14 protein-coding genes and 1 pseudogene are annotated in these 17,056 nt (G+C 66.9%); 9 read left to right on the top strand and 6 right to left on the bottom strand.

What is annotated here, in order from left to right:
- Window positions 1–20: 20 nt before the first annotated feature.
- Window positions 21–2,561, bottom strand: coding sequence for an ATP-dependent helicase HrpB (hrpB, locus tag S101446_RS09095; protein ID WP_087608203.1), 2,541 nt, complete (start codon window positions 2,559–2,561; stop codon window positions 21–23).
- A 109-nt stretch (window positions 2,562–2,670) separates the two neighbouring features.
- Here hrpB and S101446_RS09090 point away from each other — a divergent pair, with 109 nt between their 5' ends.
- Entirely contained in the window at window positions 2,671–4,782 is a 2,112-nt protein-coding gene (locus S101446_RS09090; RefSeq protein ID WP_087608202.1) for a protein-disulfide reductase DsbD family protein, read from the top strand.
- A gap of 91 nt (window positions 4,783–4,873) precedes the next feature.
- Here S101446_RS09090 and S101446_RS09085 read toward each other — a convergent pair whose 3' ends face one another.
- The 5 genes from S101446_RS09085 to S101446_RS09065 form a co-directional block, all read right to left on the bottom strand.
- The gene (locus S101446_RS09085; protein ID WP_087608201.1) at window positions 4,874–5,800 is read right to left on the bottom strand and encodes a hypothetical protein; all 927 of its coding nucleotides are present in this window, start codon (window positions 5,798–5,800) and stop codon (window positions 4,874–4,876) included.
- A gap of 101 nt (window positions 5,801–5,901) precedes the next feature.
- Complete coding sequence (hslO, locus tag S101446_RS09080; RefSeq protein ID WP_019090888.1) at window positions 5,902–6,882, bottom strand: Hsp33 family molecular chaperone HslO; 981 nt, start codon at window positions 6,880–6,882, stop codon at window positions 5,902–5,904.
- Window positions 6,883–6,912: 30 nt separating this feature from the next.
- Window positions 6,913–7,233 (bottom strand): hypothetical protein, encoded by a 321-nt coding sequence (locus S101446_RS09075; RefSeq protein ID WP_019090889.1) that lies wholly within the window; start codon window positions 7,231–7,233, stop codon window positions 6,913–6,915.
- Window positions 7,230–8,216 carry an ornithine carbamoyltransferase gene (gene argF / locus S101446_RS09070; RefSeq protein WP_087608200.1) on the bottom strand — a complete coding sequence of 329 codons (987 nt, stop codon included), beginning with the start codon at window positions 8,214–8,216 and terminating at the stop codon, window positions 7,230–7,232. The genes S101446_RS09075 and argF overlap by 4 nt, the downstream gene beginning before the upstream one ends.
- Window positions 8,213–9,418 (bottom strand): aspartate aminotransferase family protein, encoded by a 1,206-nt coding sequence (locus S101446_RS09065; protein WP_087608199.1) that lies wholly within the window; start codon window positions 9,416–9,418, stop codon window positions 8,213–8,215. Before S101446_RS09065 ends, argF begins: the two co-directional genes overlap by 4 nt.
- A 293-nt stretch (window positions 9,419–9,711) precedes the next feature.
- Between S101446_RS09065 and S101446_RS09060 the strand changes: the two genes are divergently transcribed.
- The 8 genes and pseudogenes from S101446_RS09060 to ileS all read left to right on the top strand — a co-directional run bounded on the left by S101446_RS09060 (window position 9,712) and on the right by ileS (window position 17,056).
- Window positions 9,712–10,353, top strand: a complete 642-nt coding sequence (locus S101446_RS09060) for a regulatory protein RecX (protein ID WP_010508144.1) — start codon at window positions 9,712–9,714, stop codon at window positions 10,351–10,353.
- Window positions 10,350–10,814 (top strand): CHAP domain-containing protein, encoded by a 465-nt coding sequence (locus S101446_RS09055; protein WP_087608198.1) that lies wholly within the window; start codon window positions 10,350–10,352, stop codon window positions 10,812–10,814. Before S101446_RS09060 ends, S101446_RS09055 begins: the two co-directional genes overlap by 4 nt.
- Window positions 10,815–10,947: 133 nt before the next feature.
- Window positions 10,948–11,193 (top strand): twin-arginine translocase TatA/TatE family subunit, encoded by a 246-nt coding sequence (locus S101446_RS09050; RefSeq protein WP_026018475.1) that lies wholly within the window; start codon window positions 10,948–10,950, stop codon window positions 11,191–11,193.
- A 40-nt stretch (window positions 11,194–11,233) separates the two neighbouring features.
- Window positions 11,234–11,856, top strand: a pseudogene (locus tag S101446_RS09045) (methylthioribulose 1-phosphate dehydratase).
- The gene (locus S101446_RS09040; RefSeq protein WP_010508148.1) at window positions 11,853–12,395 is read left to right on the top strand and encodes a 1,2-dihydroxy-3-keto-5-methylthiopentene dioxygenase; all 543 of its coding nucleotides are present in this window, start codon (window positions 11,853–11,855) and stop codon (window positions 12,393–12,395) included. The pseudogene S101446_RS09045 and the gene S101446_RS09040 overlap by 4 nt, the downstream one beginning before the upstream one ends.
- Before the next feature lie 23 nt (window positions 12,396–12,418).
- Window positions 12,419–13,135: an acireductone synthase gene (gene mtnC / locus S101446_RS09035; protein WP_087608197.1), complete on the top strand. Its 717-nt coding sequence runs from the start codon at window positions 12,419–12,421 to the stop codon at window positions 13,133–13,135.
- Entirely contained in the window at window positions 13,132–14,091 is a 960-nt protein-coding gene (locus S101446_RS09030) for a bifunctional riboflavin kinase/FAD synthetase (protein ID WP_087608196.1), read from the top strand. Before mtnC ends, S101446_RS09030 begins: the two co-directional genes overlap by 4 nt.
- 91 nt (window positions 14,092–14,182) lie before the next feature.
- Window positions 14,183–17,056 carry an isoleucine--tRNA ligase gene (gene ileS / locus S101446_RS09025; protein ID WP_087608195.1) on the top strand — a complete coding sequence of 958 codons (2,874 nt, stop codon included), beginning with the start codon at window positions 14,183–14,185 and terminating at the stop codon, window positions 17,054–17,056.

Genomic DNA, 17,056 nt, shown 5'->3' with positions numbered 1-17,056 from the left:
CGGCGCGAATGTCCGCAGTTTTATGGCGTGCGCCGCGGGCGCGGCGGCGGGGGGCTGGCCGTGGCGGGGTTTTCAGGCCAGTCATGGCGGGGGTAACGGCCGCGCATGTCACGGCGCATGTCCGCCCATGACCCGGCCCAGAAACCGGCCAGGTCGGCGGTGATGGCCTGTGGCCTGCCTGCGGGGGACAGCAGGGCGATCCGCAGGTCCACCCGGTCATCGGCAATGGTGGGCGTCCGTGTCACGCCATAGAAGGTCTGCGCCCGTGCCGCCGCCACCGGCACGGGCTGCAGGTAGTCGATCGCGGCCCGCCCGCCCGGCAGGTCCAGATGGGTAGGCAGCATGCGGTCCAGCCATTTCAGCGTGGCGTGGTCCATCGTGGCGCGCAGCATGGCCAGCAGGTCCATTTCCGCCAGCGCCGACAGGCGGTTCACCCCCGCAAGCCATGGGGCCAGCCAGCTTTCGGTGGTCCGGGCCAGCGCCTCATCCGACAGGTCGGGCAGGTCCGGACGGTCCAGCCGGGTGCGCGCCAGGTCCACGCGGGCCTGCAACTGCCGGCAGGCGTCATGCCATGTAAATGTCGCGGCCAGGTTCTGTGCCGCCTGTGCGCACAGCAGGGCGCAGACCTCGTCAGGACTGGCGGTGACCGTGCGGTCCCGCAGCACAAGGTTGCCCAGCCGCAGCCTGCGCCGGGCCAGCACGTTGCCCGTCGTTGTGTCCAGCGTGGTTTCAACCTGTTCACGCGCCCGCGCCAGCAGGCTGTCGGGCAGCGCGTCGCGGTCCAGCGGCGCGGCCAGGCAGATTTCGGCCGCCTTGCGCACATGCATGCCCGCCACCGCCAGCAGGCTGCACCGCGCAAGTTCATCCGTTTTGGACAGGCGCGCGCTGCCGCCACCGGCCAGGCGGAACGACCCGGCATCCCCACGGGACTGCGCCACCCGGTCGGGGAAGGCGGCGGCAATCAGGGCGGCAGGATCGCCGCTGGCGGGAATGTCACGCCCCAGCCCCAGCCGCCTGCGATACTGCCGGGCGGCATGGCGGATGCGTGACAGCGCCGCGCGATCGGCATCGGGGTGGTCGCCACCGGCCAGCAGGTCCAGACGCAGGCGGATATCCGCAGGGGCCGCTGGCGGCGCGCCCCGGCCGCCACCGGCGGGACGGCGGGGACGCAGCGGGTCGCGTTCCTCCAGCAGGGCGGCGATGTCGGCGGCCATGGCCCGCTCGGCAGGGGTGCGGGCGGCCAGCATCATGGCGGCAAGGCGGGGATGCGCGCCAAGGGCGGCCATGCGCGTGCCCTCGCGCGTGATGCGGGCGTCATCATCCAGCGCGCCCAGTGCCTGCAGCAGGCTGCGCCCGGCTTCGAACGCGCCATTGGGGGGCGTGTCGGGAAAGGGCAGGTCGGCGGGCGCCGTGCCCATCGCGTCCTGCCACGCCGCCGTATCCAGACGCAGGCCGGTCAGTTCGGCCTCCATCATTTCCGGCTGGTCATGTGGCGGCATGGCGCGCGCGGTCATTTCCGTCCACAACCGTATGGCGATGCCGGGGGCGACACGCCCCGCGCGGCCCGCGCGCTGGTTGGCCGCCGCACGCGAAATCCGCACCGTGTCGAGTCGCGTAAGCCCCGTGCCGACATCCAGCCGGGGCACGCGGCGAAAGCCACCGTCAACCACAATGCGCACGCCCGGCACGGTCAGGGAGGTTTCGGCAATGGAGGTGGACAGGATCACCCGCCTGCGTCCGTCGGGGTGGGGGGTAAGGGCGCGATCCTGCTCGGCAGGGGGCAGTTCACCATAGAGCGGCAGGACATCCGCCGCGATTCCGTCCAGCAGGCCACGCGTGCGGTGGATTTCGGCCACACCGGGCAGGAAGGCCAGCACATCGCCGGGGTCCTGCGCCACGGCGCTACGGATGGCGGCGGCCATGGCGTCGGGCAGGTCGCGGCGGTGGACCAGGTCGCGGGGGGCGTGGCGGATCTCCACGGGGAACATCCGGCCTTCGCTTTCCACCAGTTCGGCATGCATGCGTTGTGCCAGTGCCGCGCCATCCATGGTGGCGGACATGGCGACCAGCCGTAGTTCAGGCCGCAGGCTGCGTTGCAGGTCGAGACAGAAGGCAAGGGCGGCATCCGCATCGACCGAACGTTCGTGGATTTCGTCAAAAATCACGCACGCCACCCCATCCAGCGTGGGGTCGGACAGCAGGCGGCGCACCAGCAGCCCTTCGGTAATCACCTCGATGCGCGTGCGTTCCGATGTGGCGCCATCAAGCCGGGTGCGGTAGCCCACCAGTCCGCCCGGCTGTTCGCCCATAAGCCCTGACATGCGCATGGCGGCCGCGCGGGTGGCCAGCCTGCGGGGTTCCAGCATCACGATCCGCCCGTCCCCACGCCACGGCGCGTCCAGCAGCGCCAGCGGGACCAGCGTGGTCTTGCCCGCACCGGGTGGGGCGACCAGGACGGCATTGGACGTGCGCGCCAGCGTGGCCTGCAGCGGTGGCAGGGCGGCGGCGACAGGCAGTGCGTTGCCGTTTTCGGACAGAAGGGTATCGAGGCGGTTTTGCAAGGTCGGGTCTAAGGCCATATCCTGATCTTATGGCGTCCGGCATGGTGGTGGGGCAATCCTTGGCATGGTACACGGGCGCGTTTTTCCTTCATCCTGTTCTGGCGGAGTAATGCCGGTGCCCTTCCTGTGGCTTGTGTCCATCCTGTGCATGCTGGTGACCGTCCTGCCCCCGGCCCGCGCCGCGCAGAGCGACGCCGTGACTTCCCCCCGCGCCACCGTAACCCTGGTCACGGATGACGATGCGTACATGCCCGGCAGGCCCCTGCATGTGGGGCTGCGCCTGCGGCTTGCGCCGGGGTGGCATACCTACTGGCTCAACCCCGGTGATGCGGGGGATGCGCCGACGCTGGCTGTCACGGCAGAAGGCGGGGCGACCGGGCAGGCCGGCACCATCGAATGGCCCACGCCGCGCGTGCTGCATGACGGGCCGCTGACCTCCTATGCCTATACCGATGATGTGCTGCTGCCGGTTACGCTGACCCCTGTGGCGGGGGCGGGAGACGGCCCGGTCACACTGAACGCCAGGGCGGAGTGGCTGGTCTGTGCCGAAGTCTGCGTGCCTGAAAATGGCAGCTTCAGCCTGACCCTGCCACGGGGCGAGGCACAGCCATCGGCCGAGGCCGCAGCCTTCGCGCGTGCTGCCGCCGGCAGGCCGGTTGCCTCCCCCTTTGCGGCGCGTGTTTCGTCCGCCGGGGTCCTGCAACTCGAGGGGCGTGGCCTGTCACCGGATGCGGTGAAGGATGCGTGGTTCATGCCCGAAGTGGCGGGCGCGATCGATCAGGACGCGCCGCAGGGTGTGACGGTGGGCGACGGGGTCGTGCAACTGGTGCTGAAACCGGGGCCGGTTTTCCATGACGGGGCGGGTCTGTCCGGTATCGTGGTGCTGCGTGATCCCATGGGGCGGGAACGCGGGCTGTCGGTCCGGCCAGCGTTGGGGGATGTGCGCGTGCTGGCACCGCCATCCGTGGCAGCCCCGCCAGGCGGGGTCGTGCATGTCGGGTGGCTGGTGGGCATGGCGTTTGTGGGGGGAATGATCCTGAACCTCATGCCCTGTGTCTTTCCGGTGCTGGCGATGAAGGTGCTGTCGCTGGAACGCATGGCGCGTGGCGAACGCAGGGCGGCCCTTGCCGGGGCCGGGGCCTATACGGCGGGTGTGGTCGGATCGTTCGTTGTGCTGGGGGGGGCGATTGCCGCCCTGCGCGTGGCGGGCCAGCAGGCGGGATGGGGGTTCCAGTTCCAGTCCACCGGCTTTGTCATCGCGATCTGCCTGCTGCTGTTCGCCGTTGCCCTGAATCTGCTGGGTTTCTTTACCATCGGCCTGCGGTTGATGGGGCTGGGGGATGGGCTGCCCGCGCATGCGGGTGACTTTCTGACCGGGGTGCTGGCGGTTGTCCTTGCCTCGCCCTGCACTGCGCCGTTCATGGGGGCGGCGGTGGCAGGCGCGCTGGCCGCCCCGCCGGTGGTGGGGCTGCTGGTTTTCGTGGCGCTTGGGTGCGGGCTTGCCGCCCCATACCTGCTGCTGGCGTGCATGCCGGGGCTTCTGGGCTGGCTGCCACAGCCGGGCCGGTGGATGGAAACCGTGCGCAACCTGCTGGCCCTGCCAGTGCTGGGCACATGCGTGTGGCTGGCATGGGTGGCGAAGCTGGAAGGCGGCATGGATGCGCTGGGCCTGCTGGCGGCGGGGCTGGGGCTGGTGCTGGTGGGATGCTGGTGCCTGCGCCGGGCCAGTATGATGGACCTGCGTGACGCCATGGAAGGTCGCGCGGGACTGTATCGCGCCATCGCGATCCTGACCCTGCTGGTGGCGTTTGTTGGCGGCGGCGTGCTGCCGCCCGCCAGCGTGCATGACCGCAGCCGGGGCACCGACCGGGTGATGGATGGCAGTTCCGCTTTCTCCCCCACCCGTCTGGCGGAACTGCGGCGGCAGGGCCGTCCGGTCTTTGTGGACATGACGGCGGCATGGTGCATTTCATGCCTGGTCAATGAACGCGTGGCCCTGTCCACCCGTGCGGTGCAGGATGCCTTCGCCCGGCGCGGGATCGTTTACATGAAGGGGGACTGGACCCTGCGGGATGCAGCCATTACCGCCTTCCTGCATGAGCATGGCCGTGATGGCGTGCCGTTCTACGCCTATTACCCGGCCCATGGGGCGGAGGTGATCCTGCCGGAAATCCTGACCCCCGGCCTTGTCCTGCGCATGACCGCGCCAGAAGGAAAATAAGCACAAAAGTTTTTGGTGAAGCCTTTTTAAAAAAGGCGGCACCCAAAAACCTTTATTTTCAAATACTCCCCCAGGACAGGGGGTGGAAAAATCAGTTGGCGCTGCCCGGCAGCGTCAGGTTTCCCGGTGGGGGGGAACGCAGTTGCGGCGTGGCCGCCGGTGTCGTGCTGTCCCCGTCATCGGATGGATAGCCGCTGGGGAAGATGGCGTCCGGTCCCTCATTCGCGGGCCTGGGGGCCGCCGCTGCCGGGGCGGGCGTGGCGGGTGCTGCGGCCGGGAGGTCGGTCGGCCCACCGCCAATGGTCATGGTGCTGGTGTCCGGGGCGGGCGTGGCCTGTGTGGTGGGGGCGGGCTGTGGTTCTTCGCTCCCGTCCAGTGGCTGCGCGACGATGCCGCTGGGCACCTGTCCCTGTCCGGTGACCAGCCAGTTGCCCAGATTGTTGCGGATCTGGTTTTCCAGTTCCCGGCTCATGTCCACCAGCATCATGTTGGTGAGGGTATTCAGGTTTTCCGGCGTGTCGCTGTTACCGTGCTTGCGCTTCGGATCATAGGACCGGGTCACCTGGGCCACGGCATAGCCCGTGCGACGGCCATCGGCCGAGGTCACATCCAGATGCACGTTCAGCTGCCCGTCCAGTATGCCGCCCGGCTCATGCAGGATGGAGGCCCGGTCGATGGTGAAAACGCCTTCGCCCCCGCTGCCGGCGGCAATCAGCCGGTCATGCGCCATCTGCTTGAGAAGCTGGTCGGGCGGGTTGGGCGCGCGGCCTGACAGGTCGCCCGGCACCAGCCCCGGCTGCCCCCGGTCCACGATCGATATGGACGCGACATTCAGGTTCAGCGGCTGGGCGTCACCATATTGCGGTCCCTCGAACGTGGTGGGGGCGTCATTATGATGGCTGCGGCTGTAGGCATGGTCGCATAACGGCAGCGTCATGAACGGCAGGCTGGCCACAAATGCTGCGCGCAGGCTGCGGCGCAGGGCAGGGGCAAAAAGCGTCGAACGGTTCGGTCGCATGGATTGTATCCCGGTAACAGCATGCGCGCGCGGCGCGTTAGGTCAGATCAGGCCTGCAAGCGTGCCATGGTACGCGCCGGTGGAACAGGGGCAGGCCGCCATCAGGCCGCCTTGCCGCCGATCTCGTCACGCTGGAAGTGGAAGCTGTGGTTGCAGAACGAGCAGTTCATGGTGATCGTGCCATCCTGCGCCATGTGGTCCAGGTCATCCAGCGGGAAGGTTTCCAGAATGCCCGACAGGCGCGCGCGCGAACAGCGGCAGCCAAACGCCAGCGCGCGCGGCTGGCCCGCGATCAGCCCTTCGGCATGGAACAGGCGGTACAGCAGGTCCCCCGATGAAAGACTGTCATCCAGCACCTCGCGCGCCGTCAGTGTCGTGGCCAGCGTGACGGCGGTTTCCCACGCATCGTCGCCGTCTTCGGTCGTGATGTCGTTGTCCACGCCGCCATCCATGGCGATCTTTTCCATCACCAGCGCGCCTGAACGCCAGCCTGCGGGTGTTTTCTCACAGAACAGCCTGACCCAGCAGGCATGCTGTTCGCTGGTGGCGAAGTAATGCGCGGCCATTTCCGACAGGCTTTCGCCATTCATCTCGACAATGCCCTGATGAATGTCGGTGTCAGGCCCCTGATCGACGCTGAAGGCAATGTAACCCTTGCCCAGCAGCTGGCTTGCGGTCGGGTTGGGCGTGGTTTTCAGCAGTTCGGCCACCTGTTCGTCATCCGAACGGGCATGGAAACGCAGCGCGCCGGAATCGGTGCAGTCGGCCAGCAGCAGGCTGACCGGGCCATCGCCCTTGGCCTGCAGGGAAAACGATCCCTTGAACTTCAGCGAAGACGCAAGGGCCGCCACCAGCGCCAGCGCTTCCCCCGCCAGCCGTAGCACGGCATCGGGGTTGTCATGGCGGGTCAGCAGCGTGTCGGTCAGCACGCCGGGACGCACAAGACGACCGCGCACTGGCCGGTGGTCCAGATAGAACGGCACGACACCCTGCGGCACGACCAGGTCGGGCGTGTCGGGGCGGCTGGCGTCCAGAAAGGCGGGGGAGGGATTATTGGCAGTCATGGCAGAAACCCGCAGCATCACGGCCCCCGTTGCCGGGGGCGTGGGTCATCAGAGATTGGCGGTAATGTCCGCCTCCAGCGCGGCAAGGCGCTGGTCGAGGTCCTTCAGCTGGCCGGACGGCAGCAGCCCGTCCGCCTCCAGCGTGGTCATGGCGCGCTGGCGGCAGCGGTCATGTTCCATATCCAGGTCTTCCGTGCGGCCCGCGCCGGCAATGCAGTCCAGATAGGCGTCACGCACCGCGTCAATGCGGGTGTCACGGACGGGCAGGGCGGCAAAGATGTCGCGCACGCTTTTTTCCGCCCAGCCGGGGACTTCCGGCGTATCTTCGGTGGCGGAGGGCAGGGCGGGCTGTTCGGCCGGTCCGGTCATGCCGTGGGTTCCTTTCCATATTGCTGCCAGTTTTCGCCACACAGCGCCCAGACAAGGATGCCCTTCTGCGCATGCAGGCGATTTTCGGCCTCGTCGAACACGACGGAATGCGGGCCTTCAAACACGTCTTCCGTCACCTCTTCCCCGATATGGGCAGGCAGGCAGTGCAGGAAAAGGGCATCGGGCGCCGCATGGGCCATCAGGGCCGCATTGACACGGTATGGCTCGAACGCGCTGATGCGCTGTGCCGATTCCTTGTCGGACATGCTGACCCATGTATCGGTAATGACCGCATCCGCCCCCCTGACGGCCGCCACGGGGTCAGTCGTGACCGTGATGTCCGCCCCATGTTCGCGCGCCCACGCCACGGCGGCGACCGATGGCGCGTGGGTCGCAGGGGTCGCCAGACGCAGCTGGAAGCCGAACAGGGCCGCTGCCTCGATAAAGGACGTGGCGACATTGTTGCCATCGCCCACCCATGCCAGCGTGCGTCCCCTGATCGGTCCGCGATGTTCCTCGAACGTCATGATGTCGGCCATGATCTGCACCGGGTGCGAATCCGGCGTCAGGCCGTTGATGACGGGAACGCTGCTCCACCGGGCAAGCTGGCGCAGGTTTTCCGTCTTTCCGGTGCGCAGCACGATGGCGTCAACAAAACGCGACAGCACGCGGGCGGTATCGGCAATGCTTTCGCCCCGGCCCAGCTGCATGTCGGCGGGGGAGAGCAGGATCACGTTCCCGCCCAGCTGCTGCATCCCCACTTCGAACGAGACGCGGGTGCGCGTGGACGGCTTGGACAGCATGAGGCCAAGCGCGCGCCCATGCACCGGCAGGGTCGGGTGCAGCGGGCGGGCACGATGGTGCTGCATGCGCTTGATCCCGGCCGCGACATCCAGGATCGCGCGCAGGGTCGCGGGATCAAGGTCACGCAGGTCAAGGAAATGGCGCGGGGTCACGTGGGTGGGGTTCTGCAGCGCGTTCATGCCACGTTCTCCGGCCTGGCGGCGGCGACATGGGCGCGTACCCGCTGGGCCGCGCGGTACAGCATGGACAGGGCATCGGCGCAGTCGGCCTCGGTCACGGTCAGGGGCGGCAGCATGCGCAGCACGTTGTCGCCCGCCGTGACACTCAGCATGCCTTCATGGATGGCGGCATTCTGCACCAGCGCCACATCGGCCTTGCACTTCAGGCCGATCAGCAGCCCCAGCCCGCGACGGCTGGCAAAGACATCCGGATAGGTCGCGCATAGCTGGTCGATACCCGCATCCAGCTGGGCCGCCCGTGCGCGCACCCCTTCAAGGAAGCCGGGGGCGAGCAGGATGTCCAGCACCGCATTCGCGGCGGCGCAGGCCAGCGGGCTGCCGCCAAAGGTCGTGCCGTGGCTGCCGGGCGTCATGTGCCTGGCGATGGTTTCGGTGGTCAGCACCGCGCCCATGGGAAAGCCGCCGGCAATGCCCTTCGCGGTGGACAGGATGTCAGGTGTGATATCGGACCATTCATACGCGAACAGGCGGCCCGTGCGGCCCATGCCGCACTGGACTTCATCCACGCCAAGGAACAGGCCGAATTCGTCGCACACCGCGCGCAGTTCGCGCATGAAGCGCGGGGTGGCGACATGGATGCCGCTTTCGCCCTGTACCGGCTCGATCATGATGCCCGCCGTCTCCGCCCCGATGGCGTCGCGCACGGCGTTCATGTTGTTGAGCGGCACGTGGTCGAATCCCTCCACCCGCGGGCCGAACCCGTCGAGGTATTTGGGATTGCCCGTGGCCGACAGCGTCGCCAGCGTGCGCCCGTGGAACGCGCCGTTGAAGCAGATGATGCGCGTGCGTTCGGGGTGGCCGGACTTGGCCTGCGCGCGGCGGATCATCTTGATCATGCCTTCGTTGGCTTCCGCGCCGGAATTGCAGAAGAAGGCGCTGTCGGCAAAGCTGTTGGCCACCAGCCGCTGCGCCAGAAGCTCGGCCTGCGGCACGCGGTACAGGTTGGACACATGCATCACGCGCTGCGCCTGCTGTGTAATGGCGCCGACAAGATGCGGGTTGTTGTGCCCGACCGAGGAGGTGGCGATGCCGGACCCGAAATCAAGGAATCGTCGCCCGTCCACCGTGTACAGCCAGGCACCTTCGCCGCGCTCGAAGGCGAGGTCGGCGCGATTGTAATTCGGCATCAGGGCGGAAATCATGGAACAGCCTTGTGATTTCAGGTCAAAGAAAAAGGATCGGGGTTCAGAAACGAAAACGGCCCACCGCCATGGGGGTGGGCATATTCCGTTTTCCGATTTCTCCGGCTACTAACGGGGGCGGCGATCCAACGCGCCGTCCTGTCTCCGTATGTCAGTCCGGAAAGAAGGAAGAATATGGCCCGCCTGTGTGAAATGCAACCTTCGCGCCATTTCCGCCCCCGCCATGGCCATGGCAGCCATACATCCGTGCATAATGATGGGCGCGGCCGCATGGCTGTGGCACAGTAGGGAACATGGTCGCCCGTTCTTCCCGTTCCGCCCCCCGACCGCTTGCCCCCGTGCCGGATGCAGCCGGGCTGCGGGCCGTGGCGCTGGCCTATCTTGCGCGTTTTTCCGCCACCCGCGCGGGTGTGGAACGGATGCTGGCCCGCCATATCGACCGCTGGGTGCGGCGCGCGGTCAGCAGCGGCATGGATGAAGATGACGCGGCCCGCGCCGTGCAGCCTGCGCGCGGTGCCATTGCCGGTATCGTGACCGATATGGAGGGGCTGGGCGCGGTGGATGACGCCCGCTTTTCCGAATTCCGCGCCCGTTCCCTTGCCCGCGCGGGTCGCTCGCGCCGCATGGTCGCCGCCCATCTGGGCGCGCGCGGCGTGGATGAGGCCACGGTAAGCCACGCGGTGGAGGAAGCCCTTGGTCCCCGTGATGGGGAAGGGCAGGAAACCGAACTGGCTGCGGCCCTTGTCTTTGCCCGCAAGCGGCGTGCCGGTCCCTTCGTGCGGCCCGATGCGGACGGGGCCGAGGTGGACAGGCGCTACCGCCGCGCAATGGACGCCATGGCGCGGGCGGGTTTTACCCATGATACGGCGCGCAGGGCGCTGGACATGGAACTGGGTGAGGCGGAGGACAGGATCATGCGCATGAGGATGGCATGAAGCGCGTATTGGCGCGGATCATGGCGGTGGGCGGCCTGCTGTCGCTTGCGGCCTGTGCCGGGGGTGGCAGCGGGCATGGCTGGCACGGGGCGGTGCAGTGCGCTCCCTATGCACGGCAGGTCACGCATGTACAGCTTAGTGGCGCCGCCGCGTCATGGTGGGGACAGGCGCAGGGCCATTATCCACGCACCCATGCGCCCAGGGCGGGGGCCGTGCTGGTGTTCCGCGCCACGGGCCGCCTGCCCGACGGGCACGTATCCGTCGTGCGTTCGGTGCGCAACCCGCGTGAGGTGCTGGTGGATCAGGCCAACTGGGTGCCCGGACGCATTGGCCGGGGTGAGCCGGTGATCGACGTATCGGCCCGCAACGACTGGTCGCGGGTAAAGGTCTGGTGGTCCCCCATTCACGACATGGGCAAAACCGTCTATCCTGCTTACGGGTTTATCCTGCCGGCAGGCTGACCGGGGGCGGTGGGGGTGCTTGCATATCACCGGCTCTCCCCTCACATAGGCGGGGAAGGGCAGGCCGCCGCCATATGGGATGGCGGATGGACAATACGGTATTTTGCGTCATGGACGCGGATCGAGGGATGCGATGGGTAGCTTGAGCTGGGGACATTGGCTGATCGTGCTGGCGGTGGTGCTGGTACTGTTTGGCGGCGGTGGGAAGATCAGTTCGCTCATGGGTGACATGGCGCGCGGGATCAAGTCGTTCAAGAAGAACATGGCGGATGACACCCCGGAGGAACCGGTGCCGACCGGCCATATCCAGGGACCGGGCAAGGAAAAGGACGCCTCCTTTACCGAAGCACCGCAGCATTCGACCAACAACGTAAAATGATGATGGACCGCGCGCCGGTGGCGCGTGGATGGGCGGCGTAATGGACAAAGCAGTGTTTCCGGCCGGAGCGTACTGCCGCGCGGTGGAACAGATCATTGCGGCGGGGCGGCGCATGGACCGTTTCGGCTGGGTACCCGCCACGGCGGGCAATATCAGCATCCGCCTGCCCGATGGCAACCTGGCCATCACGCGGTCTGGCGGCCACAAGGGGCTGCTGGGGACGGACGGGGTCATATGCGTCGATGCGGCGGGCAGGCCCCTGACCACGGGCGACCGGCCCAGTGCGGAAACCCTGCTGCATTGCCAGATCTATGCCCATGACCCGCGGGCGGGCGCGGTGCTGCATGGTCATTCCGTCGCCTCCACCGTGCTGTCGCGGCTGGGGGGGATGCACTGGTACTGGAAAATTACGAAGTCCAGAAAGTATTTGCGGGCCAGAATACCCACGCCGCACGGGTGCGCGTGCCCATATTCGACAATGACCAGGACATTGCCCGCCTGTCCGGTGTCGTGGCGCCCCATCTGGATGGCATGTGCGCGGGCTACATCATCCGTGGCCACGGGGTGTATGCGTGGGGGGCGGACATGGATGCCGCGCTGGCCCGGCTGGAAGGGCTGGAATTCCTGCTGGCCTGCGAACTGGAAGAAAGGAAGCTCCGATGAGCAGCCTGAACGTCTATGCCGACAACAATCCCGGCACGCCCATCATCCACCTGACCGACCCGAAGCGGATCGCATCCGAGCTTTCGGCGATCAACGTGCGTTTTGAACGCTGGGACAGTCCCGTCGTCCCCCCCCGCACCGCGCCCGAAGCCGAGGTGCTGGACGCCTACCGTCCCTATCTTGACCAGTTGATGGGCGAGACGGGTGCGGGTTCGGCCGATGTGCTGCGTGTCGGCCCCGAGACGCAGGGCTGGGCGCAGGCGCGCGGCAAATACCTGTCCGAACACGTCCATAGCGAGGACGAGGTCCGTTTCTTTGTTCACGGGCAGGGGGATTTCATCCTGCATGTGGGCGGGCGCGTGTATGACGTGCGCTGCACGGCGGGCGACCTGATTTCGGTGCCTGCCGGCATTCCCCACTGGTTTGATGGCGGGGAGACACCGGATTTCGTGACCCTTCGTGTCTTCACCAACCCGGACGGGTGGATCGCGCAATATACAGGCAGTGACATCGCGGCCCGCTTCCCCGTTGAAGCCTGACCCGCACTGAGGGAGATGAGAACGTGACCCAGGCCACGCAGCCGCCAGTACGTGCGGTGCTGCTGGATATTGAGGGAACGACCATACCGGTTTCCTTCGTCCATGACATACTGTTCCCCTATGCCCGCAAGGCGCTGCCCGCATTGCTGCGCACGAAGGCGGATGATCCGGCCGTGCGCGCGCAGGTGGAAGAAATCGCCCGCCTTGCCCCCGGTGTGCCGCCCCTGCGCCAGCTGGAGGCATGGATGGATGCCGATGCGAAGGTCGCGCCCCTGAAGGCGCTGCAGGGCATGGTCTGGGCGCAGGGTTATGCCGATGGCGTGCTGAAGGCCACGCTGTACCCGGACGTGACGCCTGCGCTGCGCTGCTGGGCGGCGGCGGGACTGGCGCTGGCGGTCTATTCATCCGGTTCGGTCGCGGCACAGAAGCTGATCTATGGGCATACCACCGATGGTGACCTGAGCAGCGTGTTCGTCGACTTCTACGACCTGCAGATGGGCAGCAAGCGCGAGGCGCGGAGCTATACCAGCATCGTGCAGGACGCGCAGTGGCAGCCGGGCGATGTGCTGTTCCTGTCCGATGTGGTGGCCGAACTGGATGCGGCGGCGGAAGCGGGCCTGCGCACCTGCCAGATCGTACGTCCGCAGGATGGCACGCAGCCCGGGACCACGCATCCCGTCGCCGCGACGCTGGATGAGGTCGCCGCGCGGTTCGGCCTGCCCCGCGCGGTGCAGGCATGAAGGCGCATCTGCATACCGACTGGCGCGATATTCCCGACACCGCGCGGGGGGGCGTGGCGGCGCTGGGCAATTTTGATGGCGTGCATCTGGGCCATGCCCACCTGATACAGGCCCTGCACACGGCCCGGCCCGACCGCAAACTGGCCGTCGTGACGTTTGAGCCGCACCCGCGTGAACTTTTCCGCCCGCAGGACCCGCCCTTTCGCCTGACACTGTCGCAGGAACGCTTTGCCGCGCTGTCCGCACTTGGTGTCCAGCATGTGTTCCAGATCGCGTTTGACCGTGAATTCAGCGCCATGAGCGCCGAGGATTTCGTCACCCGCGTCCTGCATGAAGGGCTGGGGCTGCATCATGTCGCCTGCGGCATGGATTTCGCCTTTGGCCACCGCAGGCGGGGCAATGTCGCCTTCCTGACCGAACGGACCGCCGAACTGGGTATCGGCCTGAGCGTGGTGCCACCGCTGTCCGATGCGCTGGGTCCATATTCATCCAGCCGGATCCGTAGGCTGCTGCAGGATGGCTACCCCGAACGCGCGGCGGAGGAACTGGGCCGCCCGTGGTCGATTCGTGGCGTGGTCCAGCATGGGGACAAGCGTGGCCGCCTGCTGGGCTTCCCCACCGCCAACATCGCGCTGGGCCGCCATCTGGAACCCGCGCGCGGGGTGTATGCCGTCAGCGTGCGCATGGCCGATGGCGGCGTCTATCCCGGCGTGGCCAATATCGGGCGCAGGCCAACCATCAATGACGGGCAGGAAAGCCGGCTGGAAGTCCACCTGCTGGGCTTTTCAGGTGACCTGTATGGCCAGACCCTGTCGGTGGCGCTGCATACCCTGCTGCGCGCCGAACGCCGGTTTGACGGTCTGGATGCGCTGAAGGAACAGATCGCGCGCGATTGCACGCAGGCGATGGCGTACCTGTCCACCCATGAATTCGCGCCCGTAACCGCCAGAACTTGACCCCGTGCCGCCCGCGTCCCCATAAGGTTGCCCTGCATGGTGGCCGCCGGTCATGCATGCACTTCCCCTTGCCAGAAGAACAGAACAGGCCATGTCCGAGTCAAAACCACAGGATCTCTACCGGGAGACGGTCTTCCTGCCGACCACTTCCTTTCCCATGCGGGGCAACCTGCCCAGGCGGGAGCCGGAGATTCTGGCAGGGTGGGAGAGCGAGAAGCTCGATGACCGCCTGTTTGAACAGGCGCGCGGGCGTGACGTGTTCATGCTGCATGACGGCCCGCCCTATGCCAACGGGCACCTGCATATCGGCCACGCGCTGAACAAGATCCTCAAGGACGTGATCAACCGCGCCCACCGCATGTCGGGATACGGTATCCATTACGTGCCGGGCTGGGACTGTCATGGCCTGCCGATCGAATGGAAGATCGAGGAAGAATACCGCAAGCGCGGGCAGGACAAGGACAGCGTGCCGGTCCTGCAGTTCCGCGCCGAATGCCGCGCCTATGCCCAGAAATGGCTGGATATCCAGGCGGCCGAGTTCCGCCGTCTGGGCGTGCAGGCGGAATGGGCCAACCGCTACGCCACCATGGATTTTTCGTCCGAGGCGGCCATCGCAGGGGAAATCGGCAAATTCCTGCTCAACGGCCTGCTGTACCGTGGCCTGCGCCCGGTCATGTGGAGCCCGGTTGAAAAGACCGCGCTGGCCGAAGCCGAAATTGAATACCGCGACCACGAATCCACCGCCATCCACGTGGCTTTCCCCTTCGTGACCGATCCCACGCCGGCAAAGGCGCTGCAGGACGTGGCGGCGGTGATCTGGACCACCACGCCGTGGACCATTCCCGCCAACCGCGCCATCGCCTATGGCCCCGACATCACCTATGCCGTGGTGCGTGTCGATGGCGTGGGCGACAATGCGACGCTGGAACCCGAAGCCCGCGTGCTGGTGGCCGAGAACCTGATCGCGCCCTTCTGCGAGGCAGCGGACATCACCGCCCACCACGTACTCTACACCCTGCCTGGCAGCGCGCTGGAAGGCGCCATCTGCGCCCACCCGCTGCGGGGGGAGGGTTATGATTTCGACGTGCCGCTGCTGCCCGGCGCGCATGTCACGACCGAAGCGGGCACGGGCCTGGTCCACACCGCCCCCGCCCATGGTGAGGACGACTTCAACCTTGGCCGTGCCTATGGGCTGGAAATCACCGAAATGGTGCTGGGGGATGGCCGGTATGCCGACTGGGTGCCGCTATTTGCCGGCGGCCATGTGTTCAAGGCGGCCGAACCGGTGTGCCAGGCCCTGCTGGAAGCCATGCAGCGCGCCGTGGCGGCGGGCACGGCGCCGTGTGGCCTGGTGGCGCGGGCCGTGCTGGTCCATTCCTATCCCCATTCATGGCGTTCGCGCGCGCCGATCATCTATCGCGCCACCCCGCAGTGGTTCATCAGCATGGATGGCGAAGGCCACCTGCGTGAACGCGCGCTGACGGCGCTGGAAAAGGTGACGTTCGTGCCCGCGCAGTCACGCAACCGCCTGACATCCATGGTGGCGGGCCGCCCCGACTGGTGCATAAGCCGCCAGCGCGCCTGGGGCGTGCCGATTGCCGTGTTCGTGGAAAAGCGCACGGGCGAGGTCCTGCGCGACGCCGCGGTGATGGAGCGCATCGTCACCGCCTTCCGCGCGGAAGGGGCCGATGCGTGGTACAGCTCCCCCGCCGCGCGTTTCCTTGGTGAAGGACGCAACCCCGACGATTACGAACAGGTGTTCGATATCGTCGATGTGTGGTTTGAAAGTGGATCGACCCATGCCTTCGTGCTGGGTCATGGCGACATGCCATTCCCCGCCGACCTGTATCTGGAGGGGTCCGACCAGCATCGTGGTTGGTTCCAGTCGTCGCTGCTGGAAAGTGTCGGCACCCGTGGCATAGCCCCCTACAAGGCGCTGGTCACCAACGGATTCGTGCTGGATGAGCAGGGTCGCAAGATGTCCAAGTCACTGGGCAACGTCATCGCGCCACAGGACGTGAATGACAGCCTCGGGGCTGATATCCTGCGCCTGTGGGTCATGAACTCCGACACGAATGATGACCTGCGCATCGGCAAGGAAATCCTCAAGCAGCAGGGTGAACTCTACCGCCGCCTGCGCAATACGCTGCGCTGGCTGCTGGGCGCGCTGGACGGCTTTACCGAAGCCGAGCGCGTGCCGTTCGGGGAACTGCCCGAACTTGAACGCTGGGTCCTGCACCGCATGTCCGAACTGGGCAGCCTCGTGGCCCGCGCGGTGGAAACGCATGAATGGGTGGGTGTCTATCCCGCGCTGCATGGCTTCTGCGCCGCCGACCTGTCGGCCTTCTATTTCGACGTGCGCAAGGACACCATCTACTGTGATGGCGCATCCAGCCTGAAGCGCCGCGCGGCGCGCACCGTGCTGGACCAGTTGCACCGCTGCCTGTGCGCATGGCTGGCCCCCGTGCTGGTCTTCACGGCGGAGGAGGCATGGCTCGCCCGCCCCGGCAATGCCGAAAGCATCCACCTGCAGCCGTTCCCTGAACTGCCGACGCAGTGGCATGATCCGGAACTGGGGGACCGCTGGGCCATGCTGCGCGCGGTGCGCCGGGTGATTACGACCGAAATCGAGACCGCGCGTCGTGATGGCATGGTCAAGTCATCGCTGCAGGCGGCGCTCGACCTGCCGTTGTCGGAAGCGGAAGCCGCACGGTTTGACGGCGTGGACTGGGCGGAACTGACCATCGTCTCGCAGGCGGATGTGAGCATCATCGCGGGTGCCGGGTCGATCTACCTGGGCGAGGACGGGGCGCAGGAAGGCGTGCCGCATGGCATTCCCACCATCAGTGTCGCGACGGGGCATAAATGCGCGCGCTGCTGGAAGGTGCTGGAGGAAGTGGGACAGGACAAGGCCCACCCCGAACTGTGCCTGCGCTGTGTCGATGTGGTGCGGGACGGGGCGTAA

The organism is Komagataeibacter europaeus (assembly GCF_002173515.1).
Taxonomy (GTDB): domain Bacteria; phylum Pseudomonadota; class Alphaproteobacteria; order Acetobacterales; family Acetobacteraceae; genus Komagataeibacter; species Komagataeibacter europaeus.
Note: the sequence above shows the minus strand (reverse complement) of the source record. Positions and strands in the feature narration are given on the sequence as shown.

What these genes read in the sequence shown, in the direction of transcription:
- S101446_RS09090 (WP_087608202.1), top strand. Translation starts at nt 2,671, where the DNA reads ATGCCGGTGCCCTTCCTGTGGCTTGTGTCCATCCTGTGCATGCTGGTG.
- S101446_RS09085 (WP_087608201.1), bottom strand. Translation starts at nt 5,800, where the DNA reads ATGCGACCGAACCGTTCGACGCTTTTTGCCCCTGCCCTGCGCCGCAGC.
- hslO (WP_019090888.1), bottom strand. Translation starts at nt 6,882, where the DNA reads ATGCTGCGGGTTTCTGCCATGACTGCCAATAATCCCTCCCCCGCCTTT.
- S101446_RS09075 (WP_019090889.1), bottom strand. Translation starts at nt 7,233, where the DNA reads ATGACCGGACCGGCCGAACAGCCCGCCCTGCCCTCCGCCACCGAAGAT.
- argF (WP_087608200.1), bottom strand. Translation starts at nt 8,216, where the DNA reads ATGAACGCGCTGCAGAACCCCACCCACGTGACCCCGCGCCATTTCCTT.
- S101446_RS09065 (WP_087608199.1), bottom strand. Translation starts at nt 9,418, where the DNA reads ATGATTTCCGCCCTGATGCCGAATTACAATCGCGCCGACCTCGCCTTC.
- S101446_RS09060 (WP_010508144.1), top strand. Translation starts at nt 9,712, where the DNA reads ATGGTCGCCCGTTCTTCCCGTTCCGCCCCCCGACCGCTTGCCCCCGTG.
- S101446_RS09055 (WP_087608198.1), top strand. Translation starts at nt 10,350, where the DNA reads ATGAAGCGCGTATTGGCGCGGATCATGGCGGTGGGCGGCCTGCTGTCG.
- S101446_RS09050 (WP_026018475.1), top strand. Translation starts at nt 10,948, where the DNA reads ATGGGTAGCTTGAGCTGGGGACATTGGCTGATCGTGCTGGCGGTGGTG.
- S101446_RS09040 (WP_010508148.1), top strand. Translation starts at nt 11,853, where the DNA reads ATGAGCAGCCTGAACGTCTATGCCGACAACAATCCCGGCACGCCCATC.
- S101446_RS09030 (WP_087608196.1), top strand. Translation starts at nt 13,132, where the DNA reads ATGAAGGCGCATCTGCATACCGACTGGCGCGATATTCCCGACACCGCG.
- ileS (WP_087608195.1), top strand. Translation starts at nt 14,183, where the DNA reads ATGTCCGAGTCAAAACCACAGGATCTCTACCGGGAGACGGTCTTCCTG.